At 51.0% G+C, this 16,565-nt stretch carries 14 protein-coding genes; 8 read left to right on the top strand and 6 right to left on the bottom strand.

Annotation, left to right across the window (positions count from 1 at the left end; all coding sequences use genetic code 11):
- The 4 genes from aceE to ampD form a co-directional block, all read right to left on the bottom strand.
- Window positions 1–2,673 (bottom strand): pyruvate dehydrogenase (acetyl-transferring), homodimeric type, encoded by a 2,673-nt coding sequence (aceE, locus tag J0A66_RS02675; protein ID WP_206572213.1) that lies wholly within the window; start codon window positions 2,671–2,673, stop codon window positions 1–3.
- Window positions 2,674–2,758: 85 nt separating this feature from the next.
- Complete coding sequence (locus J0A66_RS02670) at window positions 2,759–3,520, bottom strand: GntR family transcriptional regulator (protein ID WP_206572212.1); 762 nt, start codon at window positions 3,518–3,520, stop codon at window positions 2,759–2,761.
- A gap of 252 nt (window positions 3,521–3,772) precedes the next feature.
- Complete coding sequence (gene ampE, locus J0A66_RS02665; protein WP_206572211.1) at window positions 3,773–4,597, bottom strand: beta-lactamase regulator AmpE; 825 nt, start codon at window positions 4,595–4,597, stop codon at window positions 3,773–3,775.
- A complete protein-coding gene (gene ampD, locus J0A66_RS02660) occupies window positions 4,594–5,145 on the bottom strand; it encodes a 1,6-anhydro-N-acetylmuramyl-L-alanine amidase AmpD (protein WP_206572210.1) in 552 nt (183 codons plus the stop codon). Before ampD ends, ampE begins: the two co-directional genes overlap by 4 nt.
- A 106-nt stretch (window positions 5,146–5,251) precedes the next feature.
- On the opposite strand from ampD, the gene J0A66_RS02655 reads away from it, so the two are divergent.
- The 8 genes from J0A66_RS02655 to yacG all read left to right on the top strand — a co-directional run bounded on the left by J0A66_RS02655 (window position 5,252) and on the right by yacG (window position 11,462).
- Window positions 5,252–5,731 carry a retropepsin-like aspartic protease family protein gene (locus tag J0A66_RS02655; protein WP_206572338.1) on the top strand — a complete coding sequence of 160 codons (480 nt, stop codon included), beginning with the start codon at window positions 5,252–5,254 and terminating at the stop codon, window positions 5,729–5,731.
- A gap of 22 nt (window positions 5,732–5,753) precedes the next feature.
- Window positions 5,754–6,614, top strand: a complete 861-nt coding sequence (gene nadC / locus J0A66_RS02650) for a carboxylating nicotinate-nucleotide diphosphorylase (RefSeq protein ID WP_206572209.1) — start codon at window positions 5,754–5,756, stop codon at window positions 6,612–6,614.
- A gap of 182 nt (window positions 6,615–6,796) precedes the next feature.
- Window positions 6,797–7,225 carry a pilin gene (locus J0A66_RS02645; protein ID WP_206572208.1) on the top strand — a complete coding sequence of 143 codons (429 nt, stop codon included), beginning with the start codon at window positions 6,797–6,799 and terminating at the stop codon, window positions 7,223–7,225.
- A 75-nt stretch (window positions 7,226–7,300) separates the two neighbouring features.
- Complete coding sequence (locus J0A66_RS02640; RefSeq protein WP_206572207.1) at window positions 7,301–8,518, top strand: type II secretion system F family protein; 1,218 nt, start codon at window positions 7,301–7,303, stop codon at window positions 8,516–8,518.
- Between the two features lie 141 nt (window positions 8,519–8,659).
- A complete protein-coding gene (locus J0A66_RS02635) occupies window positions 8,660–9,541 on the top strand; it encodes a prepilin peptidase (protein WP_206572206.1) in 882 nt (293 codons plus the stop codon).
- A complete protein-coding gene (coaE, locus tag J0A66_RS02630) occupies window positions 9,538–10,149 on the top strand; it encodes a dephospho-CoA kinase (protein ID WP_206572205.1) in 612 nt (203 codons plus the stop codon). Before J0A66_RS02635 ends, coaE begins: the two co-directional genes overlap by 4 nt.
- A 101-nt stretch (window positions 10,150–10,250) precedes the next feature.
- A complete protein-coding gene (gene zapD, locus J0A66_RS02625; protein ID WP_206572204.1) occupies window positions 10,251–11,003 on the top strand; it encodes a cell division protein ZapD in 753 nt (250 codons plus the stop codon).
- A gap of 228 nt (window positions 11,004–11,231) precedes the next feature.
- Window positions 11,232–11,462, top strand: coding sequence for a DNA gyrase inhibitor YacG (gene yacG, locus J0A66_RS02620; RefSeq protein ID WP_206572203.1), 231 nt, complete (start codon window positions 11,232–11,234; stop codon window positions 11,460–11,462).
- 29 nt (window positions 11,463–11,491) lie between these two features.
- Here yacG and J0A66_RS02615 read toward each other — a convergent pair whose 3' ends face one another.
- Window positions 11,492–11,839, bottom strand: a complete 348-nt coding sequence (locus tag J0A66_RS02615) for a hypothetical protein (RefSeq protein ID WP_206572202.1) — start codon at window positions 11,837–11,839, stop codon at window positions 11,492–11,494.
- Window position 11,840: 1 nt separating this feature from the next.
- Window positions 11,841–16,391, bottom strand: a complete 4,551-nt coding sequence (locus J0A66_RS02610) for an RHS repeat-associated core domain-containing protein (RefSeq protein ID WP_206572201.1) — start codon at window positions 16,389–16,391, stop codon at window positions 11,841–11,843.
- Between the last annotated feature and the right edge of the window lie 174 nt (window positions 16,392–16,565).

Below are 16,565 nucleotides of genomic sequence, written 5' to 3'. Positions count from 1 at the left end.
TCAGGCGTAAAGCGGGTTGATCTTATCGACATCGATACCAAATTTGCTGATGGCTTCCGTCACCAGCTTCTTGTCGATGGCGCCGGATTTGGCCAGCTCGTGGAGACTGGCTACCACTATATAGGCCGCATCCACCTCGAAATGGCGACGCAGATTGGCGCGGCTGTCGGAACGGCCAAAACCATCCGTTCCCAGTACTTTATATGGGCCGGGGACAAAGGCGCGTACCTGATCAACATAGGCCTTGATATAGTCTGTGGCTGCGATGGTTGGCCCCTCAGCGCCGGCTGACAACACCTGGGTGATATAAGGCACTTTTTCCTTGTCGCTTGGATGCAGCATATTGTAACGCTCGCAATCCAGACCTTCGCGCGCCAGCTCATTGAAAGAGGTCACGCTGTATACCTCAGAGCTGATGCCATACATATCCTTGAGCAACTTGGCGGCTTCGCGCACCTGCAGCAGGATAGTACCTGAGCCCAGCAGTTTGACCTTATGTTTGGCCTTGTCTGCTTTCACTTCATCCAGCTTGTAAATGCCCTTGATAATGCCTTCCTCGCAATCCTTGGGCATCTGTGGCTGGACATAGTTTTCATTCATCACGGTCAGGTAATAAAAGACGTTCTCCTGCTCTTCGAACATGCGGCGCAGGCCGTCCTGCACTATCACCGCAACTTCATAACCATAGGTCGGATCGTAGCTGATACAGTTGGGGATCAGCGCAGCCTGGGTATGGCTGTGACCGTCCTGATGCTGCAAACCTTCACCGTTGAGAGTAGTCCGACCGGCTGTACCGCCGACCAGGAAGCCACGGCACTGGCTGTCGCCGGCGGCCCAGGCCAGATCGCCTACCCGCTGGAAGCCGAACATGGAATAGTAGATATACACCGGGATCATCGGCAGGTCATTGATGGAGTAAGACGTACCGGCCGCCAGCCAGGAAGCCATGGCGCCCAGCTCGTTAATCCCTTCCTGCAGCACCTGGCCTTTCTTGTCTTCACGGTAATAGGCCACCTGATCCGCATCCTGAGGCTCGTACTTCTGTCCGTGGTGGGAATAAATGCCTACCTGACGGAACAAACCTTCCATACCGAAGGTCCGGGCCTCATCGGGAATAATGGGTACGACCCGTTTGCCGATCTCCTTGTCCTTCAGCATGGCGGTCAACACGCGCACAAAGGCCATGGTGGTGGAGATCTCGCGATCCCCGGAGCCCTTGGTAATGGACTCGAAGGCCTTCAGTGAAGGAGCCGGCAGACTCTCGGAGCTGCTTGGCTTGCGCACCGGCATAAAGCCTTTGAGGGCTTCACGACGCTCACGCAGGTACTTCATTTCTGCGCTGTCGTCTTCGAAGCGGAAATAGGGCAGGTCGGCCAGCTTGTCGTCGGACACAGGAATATTGAAACGATCCCGGAAATGCCTGATGGCATCCATGTCCATTTTCTTTACCTGGTGGGCGATGTTCTTACCTTCCCCTGCTGCACCCATGCCGTAACCCTTGACGGTCTTGGCCAGGATCACCTGGGGACGTCCCTTGGTTTCCGTGGCGCGTTTGTAGGCCGCATAAACCTTGACCGGGTCGTGACCACCACGGTTCAGGCGCCAGATGTCTTCATCAGACATATTGGCCACCATCTCCTTCAGCTCAGGATACTTGCCAAAAAAGTTCTCACGGGTGTAATTGCCGCCCTTGGCTTTGTAATTCTGATATTCGCCATCCACGGTCTCGTTCATCAGGTCAATTAGCTTGCCCTTGGTGTCACGGGCCAGCAGAGGATCCCAGTAGCGACCCCATATCACCTTGAAGACTTCCCAGCCGGCGCCGCGGAACGTGCCTTCCAGTTCCTGGATAATCTTGCCGTTGCCCCGCACCGGACCATCCAGACGCTGCAGGTTACAATTCACCACAAAGGTCAGGTTATCCAGCCCTTCGCGCGCGGCCAGGCCAATGGCGCCGAGGCTTTCGGGCTCATCACACTCGCCGTCGCCGAGGAAACACCATACCCTTTGGTTGGAGCAGTCTTTCAATCCACGATCCGTCAGGTATTTGAGGAATCGGGCCAGATAGATGGCCTGCATGGGCCCCAGGCCCATGGAAACCGTCGGGAACTGCCAGAAATCAGGCATCAGCTTGGGATGCGGGTAGGAAGAGAGGCCCCTGCCATCCACTTCCTGACGGAACATATCCAGTTGTTCCTGGCTCAGGCGTCCTTCAATAAAGGCTCGGGAATAAATACCGGGAGACACATGGCCCTGGATAAACAGGAAATCCCCGCCATCTTGATCATTGGGGGCGCGGAAGAAATGGTTGAACCCCACATCATAGAGCATGGCAGAGGACGCAAAGCTTGAAATATGGCCACCCAGCTCCAGGTCTTTCTTGGAAGCGCGCACGACCATCATCAGGGCATTCCAGCGAATCGCGCTGCGAATCCTCGCCTCAATACTCTGGTCGCCCGGCATGGTGGGCTCCTGGCCTGCGGGAATGGTATTCACATAGGCTGTGGTGGCCGTGTAGGGCAGATGGGCCCCATTGCGGCGGGCCTTTTCAATCAGAGATTCAAGCAGGAAGTGGGCCCGCTCTGTGCCTTCATTTTCCAGTACCGCCTCGAGGGATTCGAGCCATTCTTGTGTTTCCCGTGGATCCACGTCTGGCTTCATCTGTTCTGCCATAGCGCTTTCCTTTCATTGCTGAATTCGGCCATCGGATAAAGATAGTGCATATGACTGCTTTATCCGCCGAGATTCGAGTTTTAGGTTATTCTGGCATCTCAATGCGACGCAAGGAGCGTTGCATATTGGTGTTCTGCCGGTTGATGTTGAGCAAAGTCTCTTCGATAAAGGCTAAATGCTCATTGCTGGCCAGCCTGGCCTGTTCAGGATCACTGGCGACAATGGCATCCAGTATTTTCACCCTTTGTCTGTCTATCTGCTCACTTACCTCGGGGTAAGTCGACAGCACCTCCAGGTTACGCCTGATGTTGTCCTGTAGCAGGGGCTTTAATCCCCGGAAAATATGTTGCATTACCATATTGTGAGAGGCCTGCATCATCTGCAGGTAAAACTCTGCCAGCGTTGCTGCTTCCAGAAGAATGTCCCGCGGCTCCTGACGCTGCGCCGCCCTCACCTCGGCAAAGGCCTCTTGAATGGCCTGAATCTGATCCTCTGTACCACGCAGGGCCGCGTAATAGGCCGCCATGCCTTCCAGGGCCAAACGGAATTCCAGCAAGTCAAACTGGGATTCGGGCCTTGAGGCAATAAGATCCAGCAGCGGTGCGTTCTCCAGTAGCGCCAATTTGGTCTGCACAAAGGTGCCGCCGCCTTGTTTGCGCTGAACCAGCCCTTTGGCCTCCAGCTTTTGAATCGCCTCACGCAGGGACGGCCTGGACACGGCAAACTGCTCCGCCAAATCCCGCTCGGAAGGCAACTTCTGTCCCGCTGCCAGATTACCGTCCAGGATCATGGACTCAAGCTGTTCCAGGATCACATCGGACAATTTCTTGGCGCGAATTCGTTGCATAGGACCGTCAGACAAAAATGGTAATACCAATTAACCTATTAGCATAGTGCAAAAGTCAGTTAAGGTAAAATAAAGATTATTATCTTAAGAAAGGCTGGAATATGTGCATAAAACCTAGCGGGTTATAGCATCTTTATGCGAATAAATTGGTAAGACCAATTTTATTCAGCCGGCTGCCACGACGTTGGAGCCTGTTAGTGACAAAACATGGCCGGCCACCCGGCATCAGTCGCAGAGTGTCATTGGTCCCTTTTAGCGCAGCATTCCACCGAGCGTCAGCACAGCCACTGCGACCAGGATAAACATCATATTGCGCTTCATCAGACGCACCATAGTGCAGGGCTCGTCTGTGCAGCCGATATCTCCAGGCTCCACGTATTCGGCAGCCCGTGCCACCTCTGTGACCAGTTGACGGGAGGAAACCTCCGTGTCACCCAGATATCCCAGCCAGATAGGTGTCGCCTTTGAGAAATGGCCGACCACCAGCAGGCCCAGCGTACTCACCCTGGCAGGGATCCAGTCTATCAATGTCATGACTTGCTGCCATTTATCGGTCAAGGGATGCCGCTGTTGGGCCAGATAGTGCAAAAACTGCCTGGCCAGCACGTACAGCAGGGCTCCCGCCCCGCCAAAAGCAATAAACCAGATGACGGGTGCCGCATAGTGGCGATAGTTTATCCAGGCAAGGCATTGCCCCAGGCTGTTGCCTGTCTGACAGGGATAACCTAATTGCTCCGCGTAAATATTGGCCGCTTCCGTGTCCCCCCGGTTGGCGGCGTCCAGATAACCCCTGTACTGCTCCCGGCGCTGTGGACAGCCGATACAAACCATCAGAATCAGGCTGTTGATCACCAGGCTGATAAAAGGGGCATGCCACTGGTATAGAAGAAGCCAGATAACTAAAGGAGGCAGTATGACCATGGCCAGCAGGTTAACCAGCGGACTGTCGTGGGTGAGCAGGTGTTTTTTCTCCAACAGACCAAGATACTTCTGGAAATAGAAGTCGGCTTGCCAGTGTCGGGTTTTATGGGTTGCCCTTTCAATGGCCAGCACCAGTAACAAACTTATCAGCGTCATGCCTCTGTCCTTATTCTTTGCCGGAAACCCGCCCAATCAAAAGCCACCCCCGGATCTGTCTTTCTGCCCGGTGCAATATCAGTATGGCCCACAATTCGACCCAATGTGACTGCGGGATAAGTGTGCATGATTGCCCGGCTCAATGTCACCAGGCTATGGTACTGGTCGGTGCTGTAAGGAAGCCGGTCGGTGCCTTCCAGTTCTATGCCGATACTGAAGTCATTGCAATCGGTGCGTCCCTGAAAAACCGACTGACCCGCGTGCCAGGCCCGGCTCAGAGTGGAGACATACTGTACAACCTGTCCATCCCGCCTGATCAGAAAATGGCTGGATACCCGCAGCCCCTGTAAATCGCGGAAGAAGGGATGGGCCTGGCAATCCAGGGTGCCCATAAATAACTCATCTATATATGGGTGACCAAACTCCCCCGGCGGCAAGGAAATATTGTGTACCACCAGCAAACTGATGCTGGCGTTTGCCGGCCTGGCGTTGAAATGGGGCGATACTCGTTGCAACGCAAATGAATAAAAGCCCAGCTCGTCAAACATACGTTAACCTTAACCACAGTTTTAGGTACTATATCAGCCCTTTGGCAATGCAGAACAGGGGCGGGAAGGTTTGGCGGACAATGGCAACAACAGCATGGGTCGCTGGATGTGGGTGCTGGCCTGGATTAGTGGGCTGGGCCTGCTGACCCTGATGTTTGACCGGCAGCTTGCCGAGCAGTTTAACCCCAACCCTGACCCCCACAGCGTCAGACAAGATCAATCGGTGGAAGTTAAACTTAAACGCAACCGCCAGGGACATTATGTCACCAGCGGCTTTATAAACGACGAACCGGTCATCTTCTTACTGGACACAGGTGCCACCCATGTATCTGTGCCCATGCATCTTGCCCGGCAACTGGGACTGGAACCCGGCGCGGTGCAGACGGTATCCACAGCCAACGGGCTGGTCCAGGTTGCCAGAACAGAGATTAAACAACTGGAAATTGGCGATATTCAGTTGCATGACATACGCGCCAACCTGAATCCGGGTATGCAATCAGACGAGATATTGCTGGGGATGAGCGCCCTGCAACAGGTTGATTTCAGGCAGTCAGGCGAGTGGTTGTATCTGACCAGTGACAGGTGAAAAACAGAATTGGACAGGCGGAATGCTGGATTTAACAAGTGAAATAGTCAGAAATGTACAGGCGGCGTTAGACGAGGACCTGAATTACCTGGGTGCACAGGGCGACATCACCGCCAGCCTGATCCCGGCCGGTCAACAGGTCGTGGCAGACGTTATCAGTCGCGAGGACTGTGTACTGGCCGGTCAGGCCTGGGTAGAGGAAGTGTTCAGGCAACTGGGCGCCCAGGTCAGCGTCCACTGGTTTGCCAATGATGGCGACCGCATCCCTGCCAACGGCAAGTTGTTCCGTTTGACCGGGCCTGCCCGCATTATCCTCACGGGTGAGCGCACCGCCTTGAATTTTCTGCAGACATTAAGTGGCACCGCTACCCTGGCGGCCACCTATGCGCAAGCGCTGAGTGGCACCTCTACCCGTATCCTGGATACCCGCAAGACCCTGCCCGGCCTGCGTGCGGCGCAAAAATACGCCGTCACCTGTGGTGGCGGCAGGAATCACCGCATTGGCCTGTTCGATGCGTTTCTGATCAAGGAAAATCATATTCTGGCCTGTGGCTCAATCGACGCCGCCGTACAGAGCGCCAGGCACCAGCATCCGGACAAGCCGGTCGAAGTGGAAGTGGAGAATCTGCAGGAGTTGGACCAGGCTCTGGCTGCCGGTGTCGATATCGTAATGCTGGATAATTTTAGTCTCGAGGATATCCGCACTGCGGTGACCCGCAATGCCGGCCAGGCAAAGCTGGAGGTGTCGGGCAATGTGACCCTGGACAGGTTGAAAGAACTGGCAGACACCGGGGTGGACTATATCTCTTCCGGGGCTCTGACCAAACATGTACAGGCCGTCGATCTATCCTTACGTATTCACCAGAGCCTGCCCGCAGCCTGAGCAGGCCCTGTTCTGGGCCATTCAAGTTACAGACTCAGGTATTGATCCCAATACTTGTCGAGATTTTATTCGAGCCTATACTGGAACTGGAAACAAAAACCAGACAGCAAAAAACGCTGCTGGTCAGCTTGTTAACCTCTGTCAGCAACGTTAAGCATTCCGGGAATGCATTGGAGATAACCATGAAAGTACAACAGACAAACCAGAAAGGTTTTACCTTGATCGAACTGATGATCGTAGTGGCCATTATCGGTATTCTTGCCGCCATCGCCCTGCCTGCTTATCAGACTTATACAGCCAAATCTGCATACACTGAAGTTGTTTCAGCTGCTACACCAGCTAAGACCGCCATCGAAGTGTGTGCGCAAACAGGCGTACCAGCCGACTGCTCCACCATTCCAGTTCAGGCTGGTTGGACTTCCGGCCCGCTGGTTAATACAGTAGCACTCGGTGGAGCCGCCGGTGGTCCATACACTATAACTGTAACTCCTAATGCAGGTGTTAAATCCGGGGTTACTGCTGCAGAAACCTATGTTCTGACAGGTACTGTTGCTAATGGTGCAGTAACCTGGGTCGTGTCTGGTGGTTGTCAGGCAGCGTCACTGTGTTAATAGCTTGGTAGAAGCTAGAGAAAGCCCAGTGAACACTGGGCTTTTTTGTCTGAGTAACGGCTAGAGACATTAAAGATGGCAAAAGAAAAGACGTTAGATACTTTTACTTGGCAGGGTAAAAACCGCAAAGGCCAGGCTATCAAAGGAGAGATTACAGCAAAATCACTAGCGGAAGCCCGCAATCTGCTGCGCCGCCAAGGAGTTTCCGCTACCAGAGTCAAGAAATTTTCCAAGCCCCTGTTTGGTAAAGGCTCTGAGAAGATTAACGCCGCCGATATCTGCGTCTTATCCCGACAAATAGCCACCATGCTGGGGGCGGGGGTGACCCTGATCCAAACCATAGATATGATTGCCCAGGGCCATAGCAAAGCCAGAATGCGTAAGCTTTTGACGGATATCGGCAATGAGGTCAAGGCAGGCAACCCCCTATCCAGTGCCCTGCGCAAACATCCCGACCATTTCGAGGATCTCTATTGTGATTTGGTGGAGACCGGTGAGCAGTCCGGCGCTTTGGAAACCATCTATGATCGTATCGCCACCTATAAGGAAAAGGCCGAGGCCCTGAAGTCCAAGATTAAAAAGGCCATGTTCTATCCCATTGCAGTGGTGGTGGTGGCCTTTATCGTCACTACCATATTGCTGATATTTGTGGTGCCCCAGTTTGAGGAGATTTTTTCCAGTTTTGGCGCCGAACTGCCGGCCTTTACCCAGTTGGTGTTGGGCATTTCCCGCTTTGTCCAGGACTACGGTTTATATATTGCTGCGGCCGCCTTTGTGGGTGCGATACTCTTCCAGCGCAGCTACAAAAAATCCAGACAATTGCGGGACTCCCTGGACAAGAAAATTCTTAAGATCCCGGTCATTGGCGAGATCCTGAAAAAAGCCTCCATCGCCCGTTTTACCCGTACTTTGTCCACCACCTTTGCCGCCGGGGTGCCCCTGATTGGCGCCCTGGAGTCGGCAGCCGGCGCCGCTGGTAACGCCGTATTCCGTGATGCGATTTTGTTTATCCGCAAGGAAGTGGCCGGCGGTATGCCCATGCATACGGCCATGCGCGCCACCGCAGTGTTTCCGGATATGGTCACCCAGATGATCGCCATCGGCGAAGAGTCCGGCGCGGTGGACGAGATGCTCAGCAAAATAGCCACTATCTATGAGAGTGAAGTGGATGATATGGTCGATGGCCTGACCAGCCTGCTGGAGCCTATGATTATGGCGGTACTGGGGGTGGTAATAGGCGGTCTTATTATTGCTATGTACCTGCCAATCTTCCAGATGGGTAATGTGGTGTGATGTCGCGGAGTGGGGTAGTGAGAAAACTATCCTAACTCTTGCGCTTCTATGTAAAATAGCGTTACGACTCATATAGTTATTCTCATCAGCAGTCTGCCAGAACAGATTCAGCAGGCTGCCTGATACGAATCGGAACCCACCATGCCTGAAATCGTCCTGTTGCTTGAAAGCTCTCCCACGACTCTGATCCTCTTTACCCTGCTTATTGGCCTAATGGTCGGCAGCTTTCTCAATGTGGTGATCCACCGCTTGCCCATTATGATGGAGCGCGACTGGCAGCAGGAATATCAGAACTACTTCCACCCCACAGAAGTCCCGGACCAGCCAGACAGTCACCCCCCCTACAATCTGGTCAAGCCAGATTCACACTGCCCCAAATGCCAGCACAAGATCCGTGCCTGGGAAAATATCCCGGTGCTGAGCTGGCTGTGGCTCAGGAGCAAGTGCAGCAACTGCAAAACAGCTATTTCTGCCCGTTATCCCTCAATCGAACTCCTGACCGGCTTGCTGTCCGCCTGGATGGCCTGGCATTTTGGTTTTGGCATTGAACTGGCCGGCGCTCTGCTGTTCACCTGGTTATTGATCGCAATGACCTTTATCGATCTGGATAAGATGCTATTGCCCGACCAGTTAACCCTGCCCCTGCTGTGGCTGGGATTGCTGCTGAACAGCCAGCATATTTTTGTCATACCACAGGATGCAATTATCGGGGCAACAGCCGGCTATCTCAGCCTCTGGTCAGTGTACTGGGGCTTCAAATTGCTCACCGGCAAGGAAGGCATGGGTTACGGCGACTTTAAGTTGCTGGCCGCCCTTGGGGCCTGGATGGGCTGGCAGTATCTGCCGATGATTATCCTTATGTCCTCCTTTGTCGGGGCCCTGGCCGGACTCGCTATTTTATCCATTCAAGGAAAAGACAGGGCGCAGCCCATTCCCTTCGGTCCTTACCTGGCAGTAGCCGGCTGGATCACCTTTTTGTATGGTGAACGCCTTGCCGACCTCTACTGGTCCTGGCTGTTATGAGCCAACTGGTTATCGGACTGACCGGCGGCATCGGCAGCGGTAAAACCAGGGTATCAAATCTCTTTGCGGGCAAAGGGATAGACATTATCGACGCAGATGTTATCGCACGGCAGGTGGTGGAGCCCGGCAGCCCGGCCCTGCAAAAAATCACCGAACATTTCGGACAGGCCGTATTGAATACCGATGGCAGCCTGAACAGAGCCAGGCTGCGCGAGCGAATCTTCACACACCCTGAGGAAAAAGCCTGGCTCAATGCCCTGCTGCACCCCCTGATCCGCCAACAAATGCAGCAACAAGCCAAATCAGCCCAGTCACCCTACTGTATTCTGGCTGTTCCGCTACTGGTGGAGAATCAGTTAATGGCACTGGTAGACCGGGTTCTGGTAGTGGATGTGGATGAACAAATACAGCACCAGCGGGTCGTACAAAGAGACAGGGTCGCTGACGAACAGGTCCGTTCCATTATGGCTGCCCAGGCCAGCAGAGAGGCCAGACTGGCGGTTGCGGACGATATTATCGACAACAGCGGTCCGCCGGAAGCATTAGACACACAGGTAGAGACCCTTCATCAAGCCTATCTTTCCCTGGTAAATGGCCTAAAGGGTTGAAATAAACCGACTTTTGCGCTGTAGTGCTAGTATTAACCTGTCAGTTCCTCGACTGTGACCCGGACGATAGGCTGAACATCGCCAATTCACGAGGTAAATTAATGAATCATGCTGTTTACGAATTTCCGCTCAACGAGAAGGTTCGCACCTATTTGCGCCTGGAGCAGTTATTCAAACAGCTCAGCCAGTGTCAGCAGGCAGTCGAGGACTGGCAGTATGTGAATTTCATCGAAGGTCTGTTCACCCTGCTGGATCTGGCCGAACGGGTGGATATCCGCAATGATCTGCTTAAAGACATCGACCTGCACGAGAAAAACCTCAACCTGTGGGCCCAGCACCCCAACATCGATCTGGATGCCCTGGAACAGGCCAGGCACAAAGTGGTGCAATTGCGTGACGAACTGAAGAACGCCAAAAAATTTGGCTCTGCCCTTAAAGATGAGAAGTTCCTCATGTCTATCCGCCAGCGTTTCTTTATTCCCGGGGGCACCTGTAGTTTCGATCTGCCCAACCTGCACTTTTGGCTGCGCCAGCCCCAGGCGCATAAACAGAAGCAATTCGGCCAATGGCTGAGTGAATTCTCATTGATGCAAAGCGCCATTGAAATAACCCTGTCGTTCCTACGCGAGCGCGGCCGTTTCGAAGCCATAGAGGCAGAAAAAGGCTTCTACCAGGGGGTGGCCGACGACAAAAACGAAGTGATCCGGGTATACTGCCAGACCGATCAGGGTTACTTCCCGACATTAAGCGGCAACAAGTACCGTTTCGCCATCCGCTTTATGCTGTTTAATCCCGAGGAAGCCGGCCAGGTAGCCATGGAAACCCTGGTCAGCTTTAAGCTGGCTTGTTGTTAGCAGGGTCGTCAGGGAACTTATAAGGTCATTTTTTACCACAGAGATGTATGGACTCCCTCCCTCAAGAAGGATACACGTAATAAGCGAGCAAGCTTTTACCAAAGGAGTCCATACCATTGCCTTCAGGCGACCAGTGACGGGTACAAGGACCTGTGAGGAGTTGCTTTCTTACTGGCCTCAGGTACTATGCCCCCTGGTTACAAGTTACTCGTTACCCGTCACTAAAAAATGAAAGTCAACTGCCCAACCTGCCAGACCGAACTCGAATGGGGCCCACAAAGCCCCTACCGCCCGTTTTGCAGCAAGCGCTGCCAGTTAATCGATTTGGGTGAGTGGGCCAATGAAGAAAAGGCCATCCCGGTTATTCCCAGCGAAAATAGCGATGCCACAGAGTTACCGGATATTGAAGAGATAGAAGCCCTGCTGGCACAGCAGGGGGATATGTTTTTTAAGCAGTAATTTGACCTCAGCTTTCTCTTTAAAGAGACTTACCGCTTTTTAGCAAAATAACCAAGCTCTCTAAGCTCATTTAAAAAGCGCTTTTTAAAATAAAGTCCGCCCGGCGTGGCCGAAAGCAGAAACAGTAGCAAAAAATAAACCATGTAGAGAGGGTTTGAAGTGAACTCCCATCGCAAGTTCTCCACGAAACTAAACGCTACAAACAAAGGCGAAACCAAAAAGCATGCAAAGAGCAAATAGACAACAAAGCCTCCCAAGTTCTTAGCTATGCTTCCAGCCCTTCCAAGATGTTGGAGGGCTTTGCCATAAATCCAAAACCCAAGCCATAACACCACCGAACATACAAAAAAGTAGATAGCTGTCAGAATCCATATCATGCTAAGGCTGCTGCCCTCCTAACTCTCCAATACCCACAGATATCCCCTCCACAGCAGAGCCAACAGTATTTCCTGGCATTTTACTGATTCCTGCAGAATTTATTGGACGTCCGACAATTGGATAACGATAGGGGCGAATATAACGCCCCGCAACATTACCGAGCGGCCCACCTAAAGCTCCACCCAAAGCAGCACCAGCGGCGGCTGAAAAGTCATAATTACATGAGTTGGTAATATCCTTACCTGACACTAGATTACCAGCACTTTGCCCCAACAGACTCGCAATCCCAGCTCCAGCTGCTGCTCCAGCAGAGCTAGCTCCAAAGGGATTAACAGCACCAACCAAAGCTCCTGCACCAGCGCCTACTATTGCCCCTCGCCATCCACCAGAAATATAGCCACCAATACCTCCAGAGACCGCACCATAAATTCCTCCTGCAATTCCCCACTTTCCAGTTGGATCGATATAGTTGACAGGATTGTTATAAACGTAGACATAAGTGTTAGGCCCGTCGTACAGACCCAACGGATCAGACTGAATATAGCGCCCAATCTCAGGATCATAGTCCCTAAAGTAGTTGTAATAAAAACCCGTTTCGATATCTGCATACTGGCCCGGGAATCTGGGTTTAACCTCTTTGGTCAGCAGATCCAACTCTATCTGAATCCGCCCGAAGGGGCTGTAAGTGGCCTGCCAGACGGTATTGCCACTTGCGTCGGTCAGTGCCAGTGGCGCATCCAGATGATTGGTATGCACATAATAAAGCTGGTCATCAATACGCATGGCCAGCCGCTGACCATTCAGGTAGATATACTCGACCAGCGTGTCACCGCTCTGATCCGTCTCTGCCAATAACAGCCCGCTTTGATCATAATGATAGAGTCGCACCTGACCATTGTTGTCATTAATTACTCGTTGACCTTGATGATCATAGCGATAATTATCAGTGCCTGTGGATACCATTGCCTGTTCCAGTCGATTGGCATCGTTATAACTAAAGCTGTCAGCCTCACGGGTAATCAGGTTGCCTGCGGCATCATAGGTCAATGCTGTGCTACCCACACTTAGCAAATGGTTACCGTTGTACTGATAAGTCTCTGTGACATTATCCAGAGTTTTACTCAGGCGGTTGCCAATAGCGTCATAACTGAACTCCAGGTCGCCGTAGTTTCCAGTGGCATCGGTCAAACGGGATACCGCGTCATACGTCAGCGACTGATTTCTGGTCGGGGTAATGGTATCGGCTATATCGGTTATATTGCCGACCTCATTCAGCGTATAAGATTTTTCAACAACACCACTGATGTTCTTTGATACCAGTTTATAGTCCAGACTGTATTGCTGGGTCAGGACCTTGCCGTTGCCATATGTCAGCTCGGTCAGAGGTCCAAAAGGAAGAAAGGCAATTCGGTCCGCCAGTGTGCTGACCACAGGCTGCCCTTCATTATCCAGGGTCGTTAGGGTCACCGTGGTTACTTTACCCTGTGCATAGGTGTAACCCACCATGGCGCCGCTGGGATAGGTTATGTCAGTCAACAGACCATTACTGTATTGATATTCCGTCTGACTACTGCTCAGCGTGCCGCGATAGGTAACCTGAGTTTCTACCTTGGTTATCTGGCCGTTGCTATCGTAGTAGTACTGGTAGTCGATACCGTTAGCTGAGGCGGAAGTGAGCCTGCCAATGCCGTTTCTCCCCGCAGTCGGGGCGTCATAACCGAGGGTAATATTTTCACTGGAGTCAGGGTAACTGACAGCCGTCAGTCGGTTCAGGGCATCGTACTGGTAAGTCGCAGTAATCCCCCGGGCATCAGTCTTAGTCAGTAAATTACCAGCCAGGTCGTAGGTATAATCGGTCACCCCGGTATCGGGACTTGTCAGCTTAATGACTTCTCCAAAGCCATTATAGAGATAGCTGGTTGTTTGATCGTTTTGGTTCTTTACACTGGTCAGATTGTCTAAGTGGTCGTAAGTGAAAAACTGTTCTCCTTGTAAGGCATCTAGGACCTTAGTGACGCGATGTACACCGTCCATGACTTGTTCAGTTGTATGCATGAGTGGATCAATGGTTTTTACCAAGTTGCTAACGATGTCATATTCGTAGCTCGTTTCATGGCTTCCAGCACTGATACTCTTGGTTAGACGATTCAGCGAATCAAAAGTCTGAGTCAGAGAATACAGTAACTCTTGTTGCTGCCCAATTACTTGGGTCTCGGTTGTATTCCCGTAAGAATCCAGGGTGTAGACCAGCTTGTTGCCATCCTCATCTTCAATAGCTGTCAATCGGTTGTCGTTATCATAATGGAACTCAAGTGATTGATTTCCATCGTATGTTCCCACAAGGCTACCATTGTTGTCATAAGTGAAAGTTGTCGCAAGGCTTCCCTCTGTCATTGCCAGTAACCGTCCTCTGGGATCATACGTAAAACTTAGTACAAGTCCGTTATGGTCCGTTATCTCAGTGGCACGTCCATTGGCATCATAGCTGTTAACGGTAAGAATCTGTCCCAGAGCGTTAGTTATGCTTTTCAAATCTCCATTGGGGTAATAGGTAAAATTAGTAACATCTGATAAATCAACTCTTGGTCCGTCAACTGATGACAGTAAACCCTGACTGTTGTAAGAATATAATGTTTCTCGAACGGCACCATTTGCTGTTACTTTAATCGACGTCAACCGGCCGAGTTCGTCATAGGAGAAGTCCTTAGTTTTGAGGTTTGCTTCCTTAATTTGTGTGGGCATGCTGAAATCCGGATGCCAAGAATAGGTAGTCATTCTCTTATAGTTGTAGCTGCTTACATACCCCTCGTAAACGGTACCAGGAAGCCCTCTCACTGTTGGACTGTAAGAGGTTTTCGTCCCATCAGCATCGGTTTTTAAATTCAGATGCCCATAGGCATGATAACCGTAGTTCACGACCCCCTGAGTACCGTCAGTTGCACAGGTTGCGCCAACTGTTGACATCAATCTTCCATCAACATAGTTGAGCGTTTTCTCGTATCCGTTGTCCTGAGTAACGACTGTTACGCCCTCCTGGTATTCGAAGTAAGTGGGCTCATTGTCGTTGATATGCCGACTCTCTATTACTCGTCCTTCATTATCATAAACCCATGAGGCAATCCTGTTTCCAGCAGCATCAACTTTGCTGGTCAATGCAAGTGGGTGACTTGGATCATCATAGATATATCGTATCGAAGGATTGTTCGATGGATCAGAGTCACTGTCAGGAAAAGTTACTTTGACTAAATTCCCAACATTGTCATAGGAATAGGTGACTTTATATCCATCGGGTTGAGTCAGGGATTCAAGTCTATTCGAATCATCATAGTTAAGTGTCAGAGTCCGACCTCTAGGATCGAGAATACTGATAAGCAGTCCTTCCTCGTAATTCAAAACTTGCATATGACCTTGAGTGTTATAAATCTTTCGTAATCGGCCAGATTGATCGTAAACCTCCTTGGTACCCTCAGGTGTGTAGTAATACCAATAAGCATCTTGAGTAGCTGGAGAAACTTTAACCAACTTGTCCTTTCCCTCGTTCAGGGCTTGGTAATTACCCCAACTCATTGAAAACCCTCTTTCAGAGCCATCGGATCTTTTAACCATCACCTGTGAGTCGGAACTAGTTCTCAAATAAACATGTGAGTTGTAGGAGTGCGCCCACTGCTTAGATCCGGATGCGGGTTGGAGTCCCTGAGTTGGCATATTCCATCCATAGTTTTTACGGATCTCTTTGTAGTTGGCAGGTTGAACATAAGATCTGTACGAAGTTATCCCTATTTCCATTGAATTGTGTTTGGGGGCGTTCGGGGCCCGGTAACTTCTATATGTTCTGCTGAAAATAATAGGGAATTCGCCACCGCCTATATAGTCAGGCTCCTCCGACTGACGCTTTTCACCGTTCTTGGCATAAACTGGATTTCCTGCACTTTCTTCACAGTGCTCAATCTCACTTTTGTTTTTAGTTTCAACACACTTCCCTAAGTAATTATTGAACTCCTGATTTGATGGGCATTTCGTAACGCATGATTTAGCTCCTTCATCCCAAACAAAGGGATCTAAACACCTTTCGCAAGTGGCTCCAGCGAAGTTACGATCATGGGTAAATGAAGGACCGCTATTATTCTCGGTCTTGAAAGGAAGTTCGGTATACGCGTATACAGTTTTAGAAGGGTTAACGAACCTGTAATCTTGAGGGCAGCGTGCGTAGATTCTTGGATATGAAAACACAATTGAGCCAGCCAATGGTCTAAAGCAACTACCGTTCGACTCGTCATAACTGAGTGATGAACAAGACCAATCCTTATCAGATTGGTTCGGATTAATAATAGTGGGACAGTCTCCACTTCTGCTGTTTACATTTCTTCGGAGCCGGATACCCTCGCAAAAAGCTTCAGGATAGGTAGCCCCTACTTCAAATAAGTTAGCGGGGTCATTTGGAAAATCAGCAATTCCAAACTGCGGAGGAACAACTTCGTCGGCTAATACCGGTATTGATAAGATAAATAGCCAAACTATAAAGTTTATTTGTAGAGAGCACAGCCTGATCATGCAGAGCCTTCCTTGGTAGATAGATTCCTAAACAGTGAAAATATCACAAAGCTTATGAAAGCCCAGGCTCAATAGTTATTTAAGCTTATACTTTTCTATCAAACTGACTATGTTTCCTTTAGAAACACTTCTGTCTGTATAAGTAAAGATGTTCTACATCTGATTTAATGCCAT

Source organism: Bowmanella dokdonensis, assembly GCF_017254865.1.
GTDB lineage: Bacteria > Pseudomonadota > Gammaproteobacteria > Enterobacterales > Alteromonadaceae > Bowmanella > Bowmanella dokdonensis.
This window is presented reverse-complemented; position numbering and strand designations above follow the sequence as displayed.

Excerpts from the sequence above, each read along its gene's own strand:
- aceE (WP_206572213.1), bottom strand. The coding sequence starts at position 2,673 with ATGGCAGAACAGATGAAGCCAGACGTGGATCCACGGGAAACACAAGAA.
- J0A66_RS02670 (WP_206572212.1), bottom strand. The coding sequence starts at position 3,520 with ATGCAACGAATTCGCGCCAAGAAATTGTCCGATGTGATCCTGGAACAG.
- ampE (WP_206572211.1), bottom strand. The coding sequence starts at position 4,597 with ATGACGCTGATAAGTTTGTTACTGGTGCTGGCCATTGAAAGGGCAACC.
- ampD (WP_206572210.1), bottom strand. The coding sequence starts at position 5,145 with ATGTTTGACGAGCTGGGCTTTTATTCATTTGCGTTGCAACGAGTATCG.
- J0A66_RS02655 (WP_206572338.1), top strand. The coding sequence starts at position 5,252 with ATGTGGGTGCTGGCCTGGATTAGTGGGCTGGGCCTGCTGACCCTGATG.
- nadC (WP_206572209.1), top strand. The coding sequence starts at position 5,754 with ATGCTGGATTTAACAAGTGAAATAGTCAGAAATGTACAGGCGGCGTTA.
- J0A66_RS02645 (WP_206572208.1), top strand. The coding sequence starts at position 6,797 with ATGAAAGTACAACAGACAAACCAGAAAGGTTTTACCTTGATCGAACTG.
- J0A66_RS02640 (WP_206572207.1), top strand. The coding sequence starts at position 7,301 with ATGGCAAAAGAAAAGACGTTAGATACTTTTACTTGGCAGGGTAAAAAC.
- J0A66_RS02635 (WP_206572206.1), top strand. The coding sequence starts at position 8,660 with ATGCCTGAAATCGTCCTGTTGCTTGAAAGCTCTCCCACGACTCTGATC.
- coaE (WP_206572205.1), top strand. The coding sequence starts at position 9,538 with ATGAGCCAACTGGTTATCGGACTGACCGGCGGCATCGGCAGCGGTAAA.
- zapD (WP_206572204.1), top strand. The coding sequence starts at position 10,251 with ATGAATCATGCTGTTTACGAATTTCCGCTCAACGAGAAGGTTCGCACC.
- yacG (WP_206572203.1), top strand. The coding sequence starts at position 11,232 with ATGAAAGTCAACTGCCCAACCTGCCAGACCGAACTCGAATGGGGCCCA.
- J0A66_RS02615 (WP_206572202.1), bottom strand. The coding sequence starts at position 11,839 with ATGATATGGATTCTGACAGCTATCTACTTTTTTGTATGTTCGGTGGTG.
- J0A66_RS02610 (WP_206572201.1), bottom strand. The coding sequence starts at position 16,391 with ATGATCAGGCTGTGCTCTCTACAAATAAACTTTATAGTTTGGCTATTT.